Annotated in this window: 18 protein-coding genes; 5 read left to right on the top strand and 13 right to left on the bottom strand. The window is 66.4% G+C overall.

The window, feature by feature from the left end:
• Window positions 1-58 precede the first annotated feature (58 nt).
• On the bottom strand, window positions 59-694 hold the full coding sequence (locus tag C8N34_RS20390) for a malonic semialdehyde reductase (protein WP_235451286.1): 636 nt from the start codon (window positions 692-694) through the stop codon (window positions 59-61).
• A gap of 154 nt (window positions 695-848) precedes the next feature.
• On the opposite strand from C8N34_RS20390, the gene C8N34_RS20395 reads away from it, so the two are divergent.
• Entirely contained in the window at window positions 849-1064 is a 216-nt protein-coding gene (locus C8N34_RS20395) for a hypothetical protein (RefSeq protein WP_054303253.1), read from the top strand.
• 3 nt (window positions 1065-1067) lie between these two features.
• Here the strand turns inward: C8N34_RS20395 and C8N34_RS20400 are convergent, their stop codons facing one another.
• From C8N34_RS20400 to C8N34_RS20410, 3 genes are all read right to left on the bottom strand, one after another.
• Window positions 1068-2888, bottom strand: coding sequence for an enoyl-CoA hydratase-related protein (locus C8N34_RS20400; protein WP_108130292.1), 1821 nt, complete (start codon window positions 2886-2888; stop codon window positions 1068-1070).
• 138 nt (window positions 2889-3026) lie between these two features.
• Window positions 3027-3215, bottom strand: coding sequence for a hypothetical protein (locus C8N34_RS20405; RefSeq protein ID WP_108130293.1), 189 nt, complete (start codon window positions 3213-3215; stop codon window positions 3027-3029).
• Between the two features lie 16 nt (window positions 3216-3231).
• Window positions 3232-3549 carry a TraR/DksA family transcriptional regulator gene (locus tag C8N34_RS20410; protein WP_054303256.1) on the bottom strand — a complete coding sequence of 106 codons (318 nt, stop codon included), beginning with the start codon at window positions 3547-3549 and terminating at the stop codon, window positions 3232-3234.
• A gap of 154 nt (window positions 3550-3703) precedes the next feature.
• Between C8N34_RS20410 and C8N34_RS20415 the strand changes: the two genes are divergently transcribed.
• From C8N34_RS20415 to C8N34_RS20430, 4 genes are read left to right on the top strand one after another with little or no spacing between them, the layout of a single operon-like run.
• Window positions 3704-4567, top strand: a complete 864-nt coding sequence (locus C8N34_RS20415; RefSeq protein WP_054303274.1) for an MBL fold metallo-hydrolase — start codon at window positions 3704-3706, stop codon at window positions 4565-4567.
• Between the two features lie 45 nt (window positions 4568-4612).
• Window positions 4613-5038 carry a YeeE/YedE family protein gene (locus C8N34_RS20420; protein WP_108130325.1) on the top strand — a complete coding sequence of 142 codons (426 nt, stop codon included), beginning with the start codon at window positions 4613-4615 and terminating at the stop codon, window positions 5036-5038.
• On the top strand, window positions 5039-5500 hold the full coding sequence (locus C8N34_RS20425; protein ID WP_242013860.1) for a DUF6691 family protein: 462 nt from the start codon (window positions 5039-5041) through the stop codon (window positions 5498-5500). It abuts the gene before it with no gap.
• Between the two features lie 9 nt (window positions 5501-5509).
• Window positions 5510-5926 (top strand): protein tyrosine phosphatase family protein, encoded by a 417-nt coding sequence (locus C8N34_RS20430; RefSeq protein ID WP_054303258.1) that lies wholly within the window; start codon window positions 5510-5512, stop codon window positions 5924-5926.
• Between the two features lie 71 nt (window positions 5927-5997).
• On the opposite strand, the gene C8N34_RS20435 is transcribed toward C8N34_RS20430, so the two are convergent.
• From C8N34_RS20435 to C8N34_RS20475, 9 genes are all read right to left on the bottom strand, one after another.
• The gene (locus C8N34_RS20435) at window positions 5998-6951 is read right to left on the bottom strand and encodes a FliM/FliN family flagellar motor C-terminal domain-containing protein (protein ID WP_108130294.1); all 954 of its coding nucleotides are present in this window, start codon (window positions 6949-6951) and stop codon (window positions 5998-6000) included.
• Window positions 6952-7005: 54 nt separating this feature from the next.
• Window positions 7006-9705, bottom strand: a complete 2700-nt coding sequence (locus C8N34_RS20440) for an ATP-binding protein (RefSeq protein WP_108130295.1) — start codon at window positions 9703-9705, stop codon at window positions 7006-7008.
• Window positions 9705-9980 (bottom strand): hypothetical protein, encoded by a 276-nt coding sequence (locus C8N34_RS20445; RefSeq protein ID WP_054303261.1) that lies wholly within the window; start codon window positions 9978-9980, stop codon window positions 9705-9707. The genes C8N34_RS20440 and C8N34_RS20445 overlap by 1 nt, the downstream gene beginning before the upstream one ends.
• Entirely contained in the window at window positions 9977-10348 is a 372-nt protein-coding gene (locus C8N34_RS20450; RefSeq protein WP_108130296.1) for a response regulator transcription factor, read from the bottom strand. Before C8N34_RS20450 ends, C8N34_RS20445 begins: the two co-directional genes overlap by 4 nt.
• Window positions 10349-10459: 111 nt before the next feature.
• Entirely contained in the window at window positions 10460-11746 is a 1287-nt protein-coding gene (locus C8N34_RS20455) for an XRE family transcriptional regulator (protein WP_108130297.1), read from the bottom strand.
• 114 nt (window positions 11747-11860) lie between these two features.
• Entirely contained in the window at window positions 11861-12067 is a 207-nt protein-coding gene (locus C8N34_RS20460) for a cold-shock protein (RefSeq protein ID WP_054301079.1), read from the bottom strand.
• Window positions 12068-12271: 204 nt separating this feature from the next.
• On the bottom strand, window positions 12272-13246 hold the full coding sequence (locus C8N34_RS20465) for an ABC transporter substrate-binding protein (RefSeq protein ID WP_054301080.1): 975 nt from the start codon (window positions 13244-13246) through the stop codon (window positions 12272-12274).
• A gap of 35 nt (window positions 13247-13281) precedes the next feature.
• Entirely contained in the window at window positions 13282-14154 is an 873-nt protein-coding gene (locus C8N34_RS20470) for an ABC transporter permease (RefSeq protein WP_082400658.1), read from the bottom strand.
• Between the two features lie 14 nt (window positions 14155-14168).
• Complete coding sequence (locus C8N34_RS20475) at window positions 14169-15032, bottom strand: ABC transporter permease (protein ID WP_108130327.1); 864 nt, start codon at window positions 15030-15032, stop codon at window positions 14169-14171.
• Window positions 15033-15132 lie beyond the last annotated feature (100 nt).

Here is a 15132-nt window from a genome sequence, read left to right on the forward strand (position 1 = left end):
CGCGGGATCGCGACCCCGCCCTCCCTAGCGCCCGTGCGGGGGCGGATCAAGCGCAGCGTCAGACGATCTCGGCCATGCGGGCAAAAGGCAGCCGTGGCGCGCGCGGGTTCACCTTTTCCGGCAGGCCATAGCCAAGGTTCATCAGGAAATTCACCTCCCACGGCCGCCCTTGCAGGAAGGCATCGGCCACCTTCGCCTTATCGAAACCCGACATCGGCCCGCAATCCAGCCCCAAAGCCCGCGCCGCCATCAGGAAATAGCCCGCCTGCAATGTGCCGTTGCGCTGCGCACTTTCCCGCGCCGCATCAAGGGACTTGTTGTAGTACCCCTGCACATCGGCCTGCGGCCAAAGCTCGGGCAGGTTGCGCCAGAACTCCAGATCGTAGCAAAGGATCGCCGTCGCGGGCGCTGCCATGGTCTTGTCATGGTTGCCCCGGCTCATTGCCGGGGACAACCGGGCCTTGCCCTCGGCTGTAGTGACGAAGATCACCCGCAGCGGTTGCTGGTTGAAGGCGGTCGGCCCCATCTTCGCCAGATCAAGCACCTGTTCCAGCAACTGCGCCGGAACGGGGCGGTCCTGCCAGCCGTGATGGGTCTGCGCTGCGCGGAACAGCAGGTCCAGCCCCGCTTCCGGCAGGTCGGACATGGCCGCCCGCGCCGCCTCGATCCGCTTGACCGTCGACATTTCCGTCATTCCCGCATCTCCCGTAATGCCATTGCAGACTTGCCAGCGCCCTGCCGCTTCGGTTAGGCCGGAACTCGGCCTGCGGCCAGCCTGCACAGATTCCCGCCCCCGGCAAGGGAGCGCAAGGGAACAGCGGGCGCGACAGACGAAGGGGACATCCACGATGCAACTGCTGATCCTGCTGGGAGCCGCCGTATCGCTTGCCGGAATCGGAGGGCTGATCTGGTGCATCCTGCTGGCCGTGAAGGCGCGCAGCACCTCTGCCAATGACGATGAACTGCGGGTCCGGCTTCAGCGCGTGGTTGTGCTGAACATGGGCGCGCTTGGTGTGTCGGCCATCGGGCTGATGATGGTGGTCAGCGGCATCCTGCTAACCTGAGCCTCAGCGGTTGCGGTCAGAGAAGTGACCGCCCCGCGCCCCCAGCTCCGCGATCAGCGGCGCGGGTGACCACAGGTCGGGTCGCTCCTCGGCCCAGCGTTCAAGGTCATGGCGCAGCAGAATCGGCCCGCGCCGGTCAGCCCAGAACATCGGCCCGCCCTGCCAGCGCGCAAATCCGCTGCCCGCCAGCAGAGCGAAATCCACATCCGACGGCCGCGCAACCAGCCCCTCGCCCAGAAGGCGGGCGCCCTCGTTCGCCATGGCGCCCAGTACGCGCCCGGCAAGGCGTGCGGCCGCCGGAGTCGGCGGGGCATTTTCCGGCGCCTCGGGCACAAGTGATTGCAGCCCGTAATCGGCAAGGGCACCGGCCAGCGCCGCCGGTGTTTCGCCCTGCGCCAGCATATAGGCCACCGCCGCGCGCCCTCTGGCCATGACGCGGGCACCAATCCCGCCCGGAGCGGCGCAGCGCAGCGCCTCCATCCCCAGCCCGCGCGCCAGGGCAATGGCCCGTGCCTGCGCCATGCCCGAGGTCTGCGGCCCGGCCACCACCTCGATCAGGCGCCGCCCCGCCGGGCGGAAACCCAGAACATCGGCCAGCCGCGCCCCGCTTTCCGCCACCTCGGCCCGGACGATCAGCGCAAGGGTCGTGCCGGGGGCGGTCGCCTCCATCGCCTCGGCCAGAAACCCCGCCTCGCCCAGCAAAACAAGCTCGCATTCCGCCAGTGCCGCCGCGCCCAGCGCCGGGCTCAGCCGCGCCCATTGCGCATCGCGCACCGCAGGCTGGATCTGCCCTTCCGTCACCTGCCGCTCCTGCGCCGTGGCGATCCGCTCCAGCGCCTCGACCAGAAGCGGGCGATTGGGGTCGACCAGCACGACATCCAGCCCCGCCATCAGGGCCGGCAATGCCAGATCCGCCGTCCGCGCACCGAAAATGCCGATGCGCTGCGGCATCCGGGCCAGTGGTGTGCCCGGCGGCGGCCGTTGCGCCCCACGTTCAGCAAAGAAGGCATGGCGCAGCGCGGCGGATTCGGGGGTCGAGACCAGATCGTCAAAGGCGGCACGTTCGAATGCCTGCCCCATGTCAAAAGGCAAAAGCTGCGCCGCTTCAACACAATCCACGATCCGGGCCGGGGCGGGCAGGCGCCCCCCCTCGACCTGCGTGCGTGCCTGCGCGACCGCCCGGTGATAGGCGATGCCGTCCCGGACGCCCTCGGTCCGGTCCTGGCTGCGCAGCGGCGGCTGCCCGGCCAGCGCCTGCGCCCGCCGCAGGGCCGCAGCTTCCAGACCGTCTTCCACCACCTCGTCCAGAATGCCGAGGGCCAGCGCCTCTGCCGCAGAAACCGGTTTGCCGTCGAGCATCATCCGCAGCGCGTGTTCCGCGCCGATCAGACGCGGCAGCCGTTGCGTGCCCCCGGCCCCCGGCAGAATGCCCAGCGTCACCTCGGGGAAGCCGACCCGCGCCGAGGCCAGCGCCACCCTTGAATGCGCAGCCAGCGCGAGTTCCAGCCCCCCCCCGAGCGCCGTGCCATGGATGGCGGCAATCACCGGCTTGGGACAGGCTTCGATCCGGTCACAAAGGTCCGGCAAGGCAGGCTCTGCCGGTGGCAGGCCAAATTCCGTGATATCGGCCCCGACCGGAAAACTGCGCCCCTCGGCCCGCAGGACCAGGGCACTGACATCGGGATTGGCCTCTGCATCATGCAGCGCCGCAAGGATCGCGCGGCGCAGGCCTGCACCCAGCGCATTGACCGGGGCAGCATCCAGCACCAGAACCGCCACCGAACCCTCAAGCTCCAGCCGCACCGGATGTCCGCTGTCCGTCATACCTGCCCCCTTGCGATTAGGGGCAGTAAGCCCCCAAACGGGGCGTTTGACAATCCCGCCAGCCGCGTTTTGCTGTCAAACCAAGCTGTTGGCCCTGCTTTCGGCATCAGACCGCCCGCGCGGCGGCGGCGCGGCGCGTCAAACCGGCATATTGTCGAAACCGGCCTCTATCTCTTCCTGCTCGGCCGCGCGCTCGGCTGCGGTTTTCGGTGTGATCGGCGCCAGTGGCATCATAGCCGTGGGCAAGACCCCGATCAGCGCCTGCATTTCGGCGAAAAGCCCCATCAGCCCCTGTTCACGGGCGGCCTGTTGCTGCTTGTCAGTCATTGCTTCCTCCCTCGGGTCACACCGCGCAAGCGCGGCAGAAAGGCGTGAAGGGCACCACATCCAGCCGCTCCTGCCCGATCTCGGCGCCGCATTTCACGCAATATCCATATTCACCGGCCTCAATGCGGTGCAGCGCGGCCTCGATCATCCGCATTTCCTGCTGACCGGACAGACCGATGCCCTCCAGCACCTCATCCCCTTCCCGCTCGGTCGCCATTTCCTCCCAGTCGCGGGCATCATGGCTGTCGAGTTCAGTTTCGATCGCGGCAAGCCGCGCCTGCAATTGTGCCAGCCGACGTTCAAGCTGGGTCTTCCGGGTGGTGACAGGGATCATGGCAAGGCCTCCTCTTCGCGTAAGGGCAGTTTATGCTGCCAGCGCCCGCGCACCTTGATGCAAGTCAACAGAAATCACATTCAAATCTTGCAATGTATCAGTGCTGCATTATATCCTCCGTACAGACGCAGGAGACAGGCAGATGACCACACCGATGCAGCCGAAGGTGCATGCCTTCTTCGATGAGGCAACCAATACGATCACCTATGTCGTGCAGGAACCCGAGGGGCGGGCCTGTGCCGTGATCGACAGCGTTCTGGACTTCGACTATCCCTCCGGCCGGACCGATACCCGATCGGCGGATGCGGTGATCGCCTTCATCCGGGAACAAGGCCTTGATCTGAAGTGGGTTCTGGAAACCCATGTCCATGCCGACCACCTGTCGGCCGCGCCCTATATCCAGGAAGCTCTGGGCGGCCAGATCGGTATTGGCGACCGTATCACCGTGGTGCAGGAGACCTTTGGCAAGATCTTCAACGAAGGCACGCGCTTCCAGCGTGACGGGTCGCAGTTCGACCGGCTGTTCGTCGAGGGCGATACCTTCATGATCGGCCAGCTGCGCGGCGAAGTGCTGCATACCCCTGGCCATACGCCTGCCTGTCTGACCTATGTGATCGGCGACACGGCGTTCGTCGGCGACACGCTGTTCATGCCCGATTTCGGCACGGCGCGCTGCGATTTTCCCGGCGGATCAGCCGAAACGATGTACGATTCGGTGCAGAAGATTCTGAGCCTGCCGGATGCGACCCGCATCTTCGTCGGGCATGATTACAAGGCCCCCGGACGCGACGTCTATGCCTGGGAAAGCACGGTCGGTGCGCAAAAGGCCCTGAACATCCATGTCGGCGCCGGGAAAAGCCGCGAAGATTTCGTGCGAATGCGCACGACGCGCGATGCGACGCTGGCGATGCCGCGGCTGATCATCCCCTCGCTTCAGGTCAATATGCGGGCGGGCCAGATGCCGGAACCGGAAGACAACGGCGTCAGCTATCTGAAAGTGCCGGTCAACGGGTTGTAACCGGCCAGACCGCCAACTGATCGTTGCATGCAGGGAGTTTCGATGATTCCGACGGATTGGATATGGGGCCTGGTCGGCGGCCTTCTGATCGGCGGCGCGGCCGGACTGTATCTGCTGGTGAACGGGCGCATCATGGGGGCGTCGGGCATTCTGGGTGGGCTGGTGGACGGCACCGGCCGCGACAGTATGGTCGAACGGCTGGCCTTCCTGTTCGGCGTGCTGGCCGTGCCGCCGCTGCTGGTGCCACTGTATCGGAGCGTGGACACCCATATTACCAGCAATCCGCTGGTCATCGTTGCGGCGGGCCTTCTGGTCGGCATCGGTACCCGGCTGGCGAATGGCTGCACCTCCGGGCACGGGGTCTGCGGCATCTCGCGTCTGGCGCCGCGCGGGCTGGCAGCGACAGCTTTCTACCTGCTGGGCGGGGCTGTCACCGTCTATCTTTTCCGGCATATTCTGGGGGTGATCTGAATGGCGCGCATTCCCGCGATGCCCGAACCGCGCGAGGTGGTGGCCTTTCTGGCGGGCGGGCTGTTCGGCTCGGGCCTGCTGGTTTCGGGCATGATCGACACGACCAAGGTGCAGGGCTGGCTGGATTTCTTCGGGGACTGGGATCCGACGCTGGCCTTCGTCCTGGGCGGGGCGGCGCTGCCGATGTTCTTCGTCTGGCGCATCGCAGAACGACGGGGCGTCTCGGTCTTCGGCGATCTGATTCCGGCACGCACACCGCCCCGGCTGGACGGGCCACTGATCTGGGGCTCGCTGCTGTTCGGGGCGGGCTGGGGTCTGGCGGGCCTTTGCCCCGGCCCGGCACTGGCCTCTTTTGCCCTCGGCGGCTGGGGCGGAGCACTCTTCTTTCTGGCGATGGTCTCGGGTATGGTCGTCACGCCTGCCATTCGCGCGTGGCTGTTTCGCCCTGCCGTCACCGACTGAGGACCGACCATGGATATCCGTGCCCTGACCCCGACCTATGCCGTCTCGCCGCAGATCAGCCCCGGCGACCTGCCTGCGATCAAGGCGGCGGGCTATGTGACCGTGGTCGACAACCGCCCCGATGCCGAGATCCCTTCGGACCTGCATACTGACAACATGCGCGCGGCAGCCGAGGCGCTGGGGCTGGAGTTCATCGCAAATCCGGTGATCGGCGGCGCGATCACCGAAGAGAACATTTCGGCCCAGCGTGACGCCATCGATGCGGCCAGGGGCCCGGTCTTTGCCTATTGCGCTTCGGGCAACCGTTCGTCGGTGGTCTGGGCGCTGGCTCATGCCGGGCGTCTGCCCGCAGATGAGCTGATCGGGATTCCCGCACGCTTCGGCTATACGCTGGAATGGCTGCGCCCGACGCTGGAAAACGCCTGAGCCTGCTTTGCCTCGACCGGCGTAAAGACGGTGCAGGTATCGCAGAATCGCAAGAGCCCCGATCAGCATGGCTAGCCTGTCCCGGTCAGGGGCAGGACGGATGCTGCGGATTCCTGAGGGAGTGAGGCGGCAAGCGGTGCGGCTCCGCCTTCGCTGAGCGCAGTCAGGCGCACGGCCCGCATACCCCGGTTCTGCCCCAGACGGCCCTGCCCGGCCACCAGGCCATTACCACCCTCCAGACGAATCTGGTCGATCTGTGCGCCGGGCAGAGGCAAAACCCCGCCGGGCGCAAGGCGCAGCACCTCGTTCAGGGGCAGGGTCACCCGGCAAAGGACAGCCTCAACCACCGCTTCGGCTTCGGCCAGACGGTCCGCCAGCGCCGCGGTGAAACCCGGCCCCTCCATCGGGTCGGGCGCGGGCAGCGGCGTCTTGCGCTGCGGGCGACGGCCATGCCCTTCGGCCGGAAGGGCAAGGATCACCCGCCCCTCGCGCCCGGCGGCAAAACGCAGATCACAGGTCAGCACCTTGAACGGCGCATCCTCCAGCATCAGGGCCAGAGGCCGCGGCTCATCCAGATAGGAGGCGTAGCGAAACCCGTCCGTCCAGACCAGATCCTCTTCCGTCAGCAGCGCCTCTTCCAGCGCGGCCAGCGCGGCATCGACCCAGTCCGCCACCATGGCGGCATCGGTCCGTGTCGGGCGGCGCGGCGCAGCCGACTGGGGCGCGACATGCCCCAGCGTCTGCACCTCGATCAGCGCGGCCAGCAGGCCGGAATCCAGCACCATCACCCCTGTGGCCTCGCGCGGGCCTTCCAGAATCGCGATCAGGGCCAGATCAGGCGGCTGCTCCAGCAGTTCCGCCAGAGAGAACCGATGCGCGGCCAGACCCGACACGGTCAGGTCGCAGCCCAGCCTTTCGCGCGCGGCCCGCGCCAGCGCCAGCGGCAGCGCACGTTCCACACCGCCATCGGGCAGCCGCGCCGCCTGCGCCCCTGCCAGTTTGCGCCTGATGACCCCCTGATCCACGGTTGTTCCCCTTGTCTTCCGCCTCTACCCTCGCAGCAGAGGCTTACCAAAGGGTTACGCCGCCTCGGCCAGTGGCGGTTTTTCCAGGCGCAGCGGCATGGAGACACGGAAGGCCGCCCCGCCCTGCCCCGGCAGATAGGTAATGGTGCCGCCCAGATTGGCCATAACCTCGCGGCAGATCGCAAGGCCAAGCCCAGCGCCGCCGGCGCGGGTCTGATCGGTCAGGCGGGCGAATTTCTCGAAGATCAGCGCCTGCTTGTCTTTCGGGATGCCCGAGCCGTTGTCGATGAAATCCACCAGCACCCGCCCGCCGCGCTGGCGCACCACGATCCGCAGTTCAGGGCGCGTGGCGTCACAGTATTTGCGGCTGTTGGAGATCAGGTTGATGAACACCTGCGCCAGCCGGTCAGGATCCGTGCGCAGGAATATCGCCTCGGCGGGCAGGTCGCGGTGAATGAGAAAGTCACGCTCGGGCCGGGTCTGGGCGGCGGCGCGCAGCGAACGGTCCAGCAGTTCCGACAGGTTGGCCAGCTTCAGGTCAAGCTGCACGGTGCCGTTTTCCAGCACACTCAGATCCAGCAGGTCATCCAGCAACCGGGTCAGGCGGATCGCCTCTTCATGGATGATGCCCGCGTATTTCTCGGGCATGCCCTCGGGCATGCCGCCTTCCATCATGATTTCGGAAAATGCCCGGATCGAGGTCATCGGCGTGCGGAGTTCATGGCTGATCTGACTGAGGAAAGCATCTTTCTGCACGGAAAGCTGGGTCAGCTTCTCGTTCGCCTCGCGCAATTGCCGGGCAGTGCGTTCCAGTTCGGCGCGCTGCGATTCCAGCTGACTGGAATATTCCATGATCTGCGCGGTTTCATCGGCCACCCGCATCAGATCATCCACTGTCACCCGCGCCCGCCCCGCGAGTTCGGAAATCATCGCATGGGCTGCCGCCGCACCGACGGACCCCGCCAGTTGCCGCTCCAGCGCGGCCAGAAAGGCGGGCGAAGGGTCGGGCAGATAACCGGCCTTGCCCTGCGCGCGGGCCTGTTCCTCGAAGAAAGTCAGTGCGGGTTCGTCGCCCAGAATGCGCTGCGCCATGATCAGCAGCGATTCCGGCTCGGCCAGACCATCGCCCCATCCGCGCAGTTCCGCCCGTTCGGTGTCAAAGACATAGACGAAGGCCAGACCCTGCGCCCGCTCGATGGGGGTCGGGAAGCTGAGCAGTGAGCCGATGGTGAAGGCGGCAGTGTTAAAGGACAGGCTCCAGAACAGGGCATGGATCAGTGGGTCCATGCCCTCCACCCCGAACAGCGCGCGGGGGCGCAGCCAGCCGATACCGAACGGACCATTGAGAAACACATCCAGCGGCAGGATGGCGCCGGGGCCGAAGCTGGGCAGGAACAGCGTGTAGGCCCAGACCACGAAGCCGATCAGCAGCCCCGCCGCCGCCCCGATCCGCGTGGCGCCCCGCCAGAAGATGCCGCCCAGCATGGCAGGCAGCATCTGCGCCACGCCAACGAAGGAGATCAGCCCGATGGCGGCCAGGGCAGCAGACCCGCCGGACAGCGCGAAATACAGATAGCCCAGCCCCAGCACAGCCGCGATGGACAGCCGCCGCGACATCAGCACCAGCCGCCGCACATCGCCGGAGACGGATTTCGCAGGCCGCAGCCGCAGCCAGAGCGGCATGACGATATGGTTCGACACCATGGTCGCCAGCGCGATGGAAGCGACGATCACCATGGAGGTGGCCGAGGAAAATCCGCCAAGGAAGGCCAGCATGGCAAGCCCGCCCTGTCCCTGGCTCAGCGGCACGGTCAGCACGAAAAGATCGGGATTCGCCCCCACCGGCAGCAGACCGAGGCCCACCACCGCGATCGGCACGACAAACAGGCTCATCGCCAGCAGATACAGCGGGAAGGCCCAGCTTGCGGTGCCAAGGAACCGCTCGTCACTGTTTTCGACCACCAGCACCTGAAACATGCGCGGCAGGGTAATGACGGCGGCGGCCGACAGGAAGGTCAGCCCTGCCCAGCGCGAGGGCACCAGATCCCAGTCGGCAATGGCCGACGCATTGATGCGGGCGGCGATATCCACCGGCCCGTCCGCCACGACCCAGACGACGAAAATGCCCACCGTCACCAGCGCCACCAGCTTCACCACCGCCTCGACCGCGATGGCGGCCACGACGCCGGTATGCTGTTCATTGGCATCAAGGTTGCGGGTGCCGAACAGGATGGTGAACAGCGCAAGCCCCCCCGCGACCCACAGCGCTGTGGAATTGGTGTCGGGGATCATCCAGGCATAGGTGCCGGGCTGCGCGAAGACACCGAAGCTGAGCGTCACCGATTGCAGTTGCAGTGCGATATAGGGCGTGGCCGCGACCACGCAGATCATGGTGACGATCACCCCGAGCGCGTTCGACTTGCCATAACGGCTGGAGATCATGTCGGCGATGGAGGTCACGCGCTCGGTCCGGCCGATGCGCACCAGCTTGCGCAGCACCCACCACCAGCCGACGAAGACCAGCGTCGGGCCAAGGTAGATCGTCAGATACTCCAGCCCCGACCGCGCCGCATAGCCGACGGCGCCATAGAAGGTCCAGGCCGTACAGTAGATGCTGAGCGACAGCGTGTAGACCAGCGGAGACCGCAGCCAGCGGGCGCGGCCCCGCTCGGCCCGCCGTTCGGCCAGAAAAGCCACAAGAAACAGGAAGATCACATAGGTGAGGCAGGCCAGGACCAGCAGGTTGAAGGGCATCAGCCGCGCCCCTCGCCGCCTTCGGTGCCCGGCTCTTCCTCCTGCGCGCCAAGGCCGCGCGCCATCAGCGCCGCCACCACGATCAGCCCGAACCAGACGACAAACAGATAGGCGCCGTCCACCGCCGTATCCCGCGCCTCGGTCTCTGCCGGAGCCCAGAGGATCGGCAGCAGGAACAGGAAGGCCCCGGCCACCGGCAGCAGCCGGGCCGCATCGCGCATCCGCCGCAGGCGATAGCTGCGCCGCGCCAGAAAGACCGGGCCGCGCGGTCTCATGCCACGCCCAGCAGGGACCGGGCCGCCGCCACGAATTCGGTATTGGAGAAAGGTTTCGCCATGAACAGGCTGGCCCCCGCGCGCTCGGCCGCCTCGCGGTCGCGGCCCTGCCCCTTGGCGGTCAGCATCATCACCGGCAGTTCCGCCGTTGCCGGATCGGCGCGCAGGGACTGAAGGATTTCCAGCCCTGACCGGCCCGGCAGCATGAGATCGAGGATCACCAGATCCGGTCTGCGGGCGCGCACCTCAGCCTCGGCCACGCCACCGTCTCCCAGGGTCGTTACCTGCCAGCCCTCGCGGTTCAGCAGGAAGCGGATCGCCTCGGCGATATTCGGCTCGTCCTCGATCAGCATGGCGTGATGAGTCACGGCACCTCCCCCGGTCGCGCTGGCGCCTCCCCGCGCCTGCCCCGACTATCGGCGGAAATCCCCGCCGTGTCAAAAGCCGCGACGGGGAAGCGGCTATGACTTTGGCATCGGTCAGCCGCGCAGGCCGGTCACTTCGCTGACGATGGGCGCCTCGCGCCGGGCCGGGCAGCCGGGCTCGGGGCAGATGCGGCAGGTGGCCCCCACCCGGCGCACGGACCCGCCCGCATCGGGCACCGGGCTGAGCAGCATCGCCGCCTGCCGCACCTCGACCCCGCCAAAGCCCTCGGGCCAGCTTGCCTCGCCCCAGGCGCGGGCGGCAAAGCGGGCGCGCCGCCGCCCTGCCATCTCGATCTCGGCGAGCACGGGCATCATGGGGCGGGCCAGCGCCTCGAACAGCGGCCAGAGCGCACAGGCCGCACCAAACCGCGGCGGCACGAATCCCGGTACGGGTTTGCGGAATACCAGCGCCCCCGCCGCATCCGCGATCACCAGCCCGAGGTCCGAACCGGGCCGCAGCGCCAGCCGCCGCATCGCGACCAGGACTCCTACCCCGGTCCGTGTGCCGATCAGCACCGGGTCCGGCCCCCATTCGGCCAGCGCGGCCTCCAGCCGCGGCAGCGGCAGCGCCGCCATATCGGCCCGCATCCGCGCGACCCAGACCGTTGCCAGATCCCGCGCCGCCGCAGAGGCCAGCGCCGACAGATCGACCTCGCCGCCCGGCGCCTCCAGCTCCGGCAGATACCAGCCGCGCGCGGCGAGCCAGTCGTCCAGCTCCTCCTGCGGCGACACCGCGCCCGGCATCTCGGTCCGGTCCGATCCGTCGAGATAGGCCACCAGCGCCTCGGCCCCGGTGGCCAGCCGCTCGCTGTCATGGTGCAGGTTGGCGTGGAACCGCGCGCGCCATTCCGGCTCGATATCCTCGGTTTCGGCAAGGATGGCCGCGGTGGAGCGAACGGAACTGACTGCCGACAGCACCTCGTGCAGCGACAGGCTCAGGTGCGGGTCATGGGCAATCCGGTCGTTCAGCGCCGCCACGGCCTGTTCCAGCTGACCGATACGCCGCTGCAGGCCCCCGGACAGCCGCGCCCAGCCCGGATAGCGCCCGATGAATTCCTCGATCCGCTCCAGCTCGGCGGCGGCCTCCGGCTCGGCGGCGGCGGCGGTGCGCAGCACCTCGGCCAGCGCGCCCTCACTGCCCTGCTCCAGTTCTGCCGACTCGATGCCAAGCACCGTGGCAAGACGCACCAGAACATCACCCGTCACCCGGCGGCGGCCATGTTCGATCAGGTTCAGATAGGCGGCAGAAATCCCGGCGGCCCGCGCCACATCGGCCTGACGCAACCCCAGCGCCAGACGGCGCTCGCGCACACGGCTTCCGGTCAGGGCGCTCAGCGGCATGGGTCACCTCCGCCGACAATTTACACAAATCTGTAAACTTTACAAATACACAGAAATGAAAAAGGCGGAGCCGGTTCGCACCAGCCCCGCCCCTGTCGCAATGTCGCGTGCCGATCAGGCCAGCGCGATATTGGTCGCCGATTCGCGGCCGTCACGGCCTTTTTCGATGTCGAAGGTCACAGCCTGACCGTCATTCAGTTGACGGATGCCTGCGCGCTCCAGCGCCGAGATGTGCACGAACACGTCGCGCGAACCACCCTCGGGGGCGATGAAACCGAAACCTTTGGTGGCGTTGAACCATTTCACGGTGCCGTTGGCCATCGTGATATCTCCTTTTGTTTGCCGCCCGCGGAGTGCGGCGGCCCGGCTCAGTGTCGTCGTCGGATCCACTGAAGCCATAAGGAAACAGAAGGTCGAGAGAAGAAGCTTAGCCGCTTTTGAATACCACTTCGTCGGCTTCCGCACAAGCACCGGCAGCGGTCTCAAAAAAAGCGCGCGGAGATCCGCCCCCGCGCGCCTTCAGATTTATTGCAGGGCCTTGTCGGTGATCTGATGCGTCCAGGCGCCTTCGGGGGCCTTGGTGATCACCGGGTCCGAACCGCCCGACATCAGCGCCTCGACCGTGCGGGTATAATCCGCCTCGTCCAGCGCACCGTTCGAACCGGCGGTGAGCTTCGCCACCTCGCCCATCATGCGCTTCTGGTGGCTTTCGGTCTGGGCTCCGGTTTCGTCATTTTCCAGCACGATCATCGCGGCTTCGTCCGGGTTCGCCTCGGCGTATTTCCAGCCCTTCATCGAGGCGCGGACGAATTTCACCATCTTTTCGTCGAAGGCCGCGTCCTTGAGGTTATCCTCCAGCACATAAAGCCCGTCCTCCAGCGTGGCGACGCCCTCGTCCTCGTATTTGAAGGTCACCAGATCCTCGGGCTTCACGCCCGCGTCGATCACCTGCCAATATTCGTTATAGGTCATGGTCGAGATGCAGGCCGCCTGTTTCTGCAACAGCGGATCGACGTTGAAACCCTGTTTCAGCACGGTGACATCGGTGCCGTCGGTCTTCAGCCCCAGCTTGTTCATCCAGTTGAGGAACGGATATTCGTTGCCCCCGAACCAGACGCCCAGCGTCTTGCCCTTGAAATCGGCCGGGGTCGCCACGCCCGATTCCTTCAGGCAGGTCAGCATCATCCCCGAGGATTTGAACGGCTGCGCGATATTGACCAGCGGCAGCCCCTTCTCCCGCGCGGCCAGGGCTGAAGGCATCCAGTCCACCACCACATCGGCGCCGCCACCCGCGATGACCTGCGTCGGCGCCACATCCGGGCCGCCGGGCAGAATGGTGACGTTCAGCCCTTCCTCGTCGTAGAACCCCTTGTCCTTGGCAACGTAATAGCCCGCGAACTGCGCCTGGGTGACCCATTTCAGTTGCAGCGTCACATCCTCGGCCTGAACCGCGCCCGCCATGAAGGCCAGCGCCGCCGCACTCGTCATCAGATATTTCATAGTCAAACCTCCATGTTGCCGGTTTTCCCGGTTTTTCACTGTCGTCTCTGCGACGGATGCCAGAAGGTCATCCGTTTCTCGATCAGCGCGACCAGCCCGTAGAAGGCCGATCCCGCCAGGGCCGCCACCGCAATTTCGGCCCAGATCATCGGCAGGCCAAGCCGCCCGATCTCTGCCGTGATGCGGAACCCCATGCCGACGATGGGGCTGCCGAAAAATTCGGCAACGATCGCCCCGATCAGCGCAAGGGTGGTGGCAATCTTCAACCCGTTGAACAGGAAGGGCAAGGCGGCAGGCAGGCGCAGCTTCATCAGCGTCTGCCAGTAGCTTGCGCTGTAGGTTGCCATCAGGTCGCGCTGCATCGGCTCGGTCGCTTTAAGCCCCGCCACCATGTTCACCAGCACGGGGAAGAACACCATGACCACCACGACCGCCGCCTTGGAATGCCAGTCAAAGCCGAACCACATGACCATGATCGGCGCGATGCCGACAATTGGAAGGGCGGCCACGAAATTCCCCACCGGCAGCAGCCCGCGTTGCAGGAAGGGCGAGCGGTCAATCAGGATCGCCGTACCGATGGCAGCACCACAGCCCAGCACATAGCCGGTCAGCGCGCCCTTCACGAAGGTCTGCACGAAATCGGCCCAGAGCGTCGGGAGACTGCTGATCAGCTGCGCCCAGATCGCCGAGGGCGCAGGCAGGATCACAGGGTTCACCCCGAACAGATCCACCGTCATTTCCCACAGCACCAGCAGTGTGATGCCAAAGATCAGCGGAACGACCCGCCGCACCCAGGAGCCGCGCCCCTCGGCCAGGCCGGCGTTCAGCGTCCAGGCGCCGAACCAGACCGCCAGCACCAGCCCAAGCCGCCAGTCGGCCACAAACCCCGCCGCCGCGACGGCGGCCATGATTGCCAGCCCCATCATCGCACCAGCCCCATCCGTTGCAGCACGATCCGCTCCGCCAGCCCGATGATCGCCACCAGCGAAGCCGCCAGCAGCGCCGCCGCGAACAGCGCCGCCCAGATCTGCACCGTCTGTCCGTAGTAGGACCCGCTCAGGAGCCGCGAGCCAAGCCCCGCCACCGCCCCGGTCGGCAGTTCGCCGACGATCGTGCCCACCAGCGAGGCCGCCACCCCCACCTTCAGCGAGGCGAACAGATACGGCATCGACGACGGCAGCCGCAGCTTGGCAAAGGTCTGCGCCCCGCTGGCATTATAGGTGCGCAACAGGTCCAGTTGCATCCCGTCGGGGGCGCGCAGCCCCTTCACCATGCCCACCACCACCGGGAAGAACGAAAGATAGGCCGAGATGATGGCCTTCGGCACAATCCCCTGCACCCCCATGCTGTTCAGAACGACAATGATCATGGGCGCAATGGCAAGGATCGGGATGGTCTGGCTGGCAATAGCCCATGGCATGACACTCATGTCCATCGCCCGGTTATAGACGATGCCGACCGCCAGCAGGATGCCCAGACCGGACCCCATCACAAAGCCCAGAAGCGTCGCCGACAGCGTGACCCAGCCGTGATAGACCAGACTGCGTTTCGACGTCACCTTCTGGCCGAAGAACCCGTCATACAGCCCCTTCGCCACCTGATGCGGTGCGGGCAGCACCGGACGCTCCTGATGCAGCGTCTCGGTCACCAGATCGACCAGCATGACCTCACGCCCCTCGCGCGCCGCCTGATCGTAAACCCAGGTCGCATTCATCCAGATCGCCGCCAGATACCACAAGCCGACAATCGCCAGAACAACGGTCAGAACCGGGACGAGATTACGCAACATGCCCGCCCCGCTCATTTTCTGTCGAAAAATATCCTCGGGGGGTGAATTGCGCCGCAGGCGCAAGAGGGGGGCAGACAGCCCCCCTGGCTTTCGCGCC

The sequence above is a fragment of the Gemmobacter caeni genome (genome assembly GCF_003054195.1).
Lineage (GTDB): Bacteria > Pseudomonadota > Alphaproteobacteria > Rhodobacterales > Rhodobacteraceae > Gemmobacter > Gemmobacter caeni.

Coding starts and splice junctions, on each gene's coding strand:
- C8N34_RS20390 (WP_235451286.1), bottom strand. CDS start 694: ATGACGGAAATGTCGACGGTCAAGCGGATCGAGGCGGCGCGGGCGGCC.
- C8N34_RS20395 (WP_054303253.1), top strand. CDS start 849: ATGCAACTGCTGATCCTGCTGGGAGCCGCCGTATCGCTTGCCGGAATC.
- C8N34_RS20400 (WP_108130292.1), bottom strand. CDS start 2,888: ATGACGGACAGCGGACATCCGGTGCGGCTGGAGCTTGAGGGTTCGGTG.
- C8N34_RS20405 (WP_108130293.1), bottom strand. CDS start 3,215: ATGACTGACAAGCAGCAACAGGCCGCCCGTGAACAGGGGCTGATGGGG.
- C8N34_RS20410 (WP_054303256.1), bottom strand. CDS start 3,549: ATGATCCCTGTCACCACCCGGAAGACCCAGCTTGAACGTCGGCTGGCA.
- C8N34_RS20415 (WP_054303274.1), top strand. CDS start 3,704: ATGCAGCCGAAGGTGCATGCCTTCTTCGATGAGGCAACCAATACGATC.
- C8N34_RS20425 (WP_242013860.1), top strand. CDS start 5,039: ATGGCGCGCATTCCCGCGATGCCCGAACCGCGCGAGGTGGTGGCCTTT.
- C8N34_RS20430 (WP_054303258.1), top strand. CDS start 5,510: ATGGATATCCGTGCCCTGACCCCGACCTATGCCGTCTCGCCGCAGATC.
- C8N34_RS20440 (WP_108130295.1), bottom strand. CDS start 9,705: ATGCCCTTCAACCTGCTGGTCCTGGCCTGCCTCACCTATGTGATCTTC.
- C8N34_RS20445 (WP_054303261.1), bottom strand. CDS start 9,980: ATGAGACCGCGCGGCCCGGTCTTTCTGGCGCGGCGCAGCTATCGCCTG.
- C8N34_RS20455 (WP_108130297.1), bottom strand. CDS start 11,746: ATGCCGCTGAGCGCCCTGACCGGAAGCCGTGTGCGCGAGCGCCGTCTG.
- C8N34_RS20460 (WP_054301079.1), bottom strand. CDS start 12,067: ATGGCCAACGGCACCGTGAAATGGTTCAACGCCACCAAAGGTTTCGGT.
- C8N34_RS20465 (WP_054301080.1), bottom strand. CDS start 13,246: ATGAAATATCTGATGACGAGTGCGGCGGCGCTGGCCTTCATGGCGGGC.
- C8N34_RS20470 (WP_082400658.1), bottom strand. CDS start 14,154: ATGGCCGCCGTCGCGGCGGCGGGGTTTGTGGCCGACTGGCGGCTTGGG.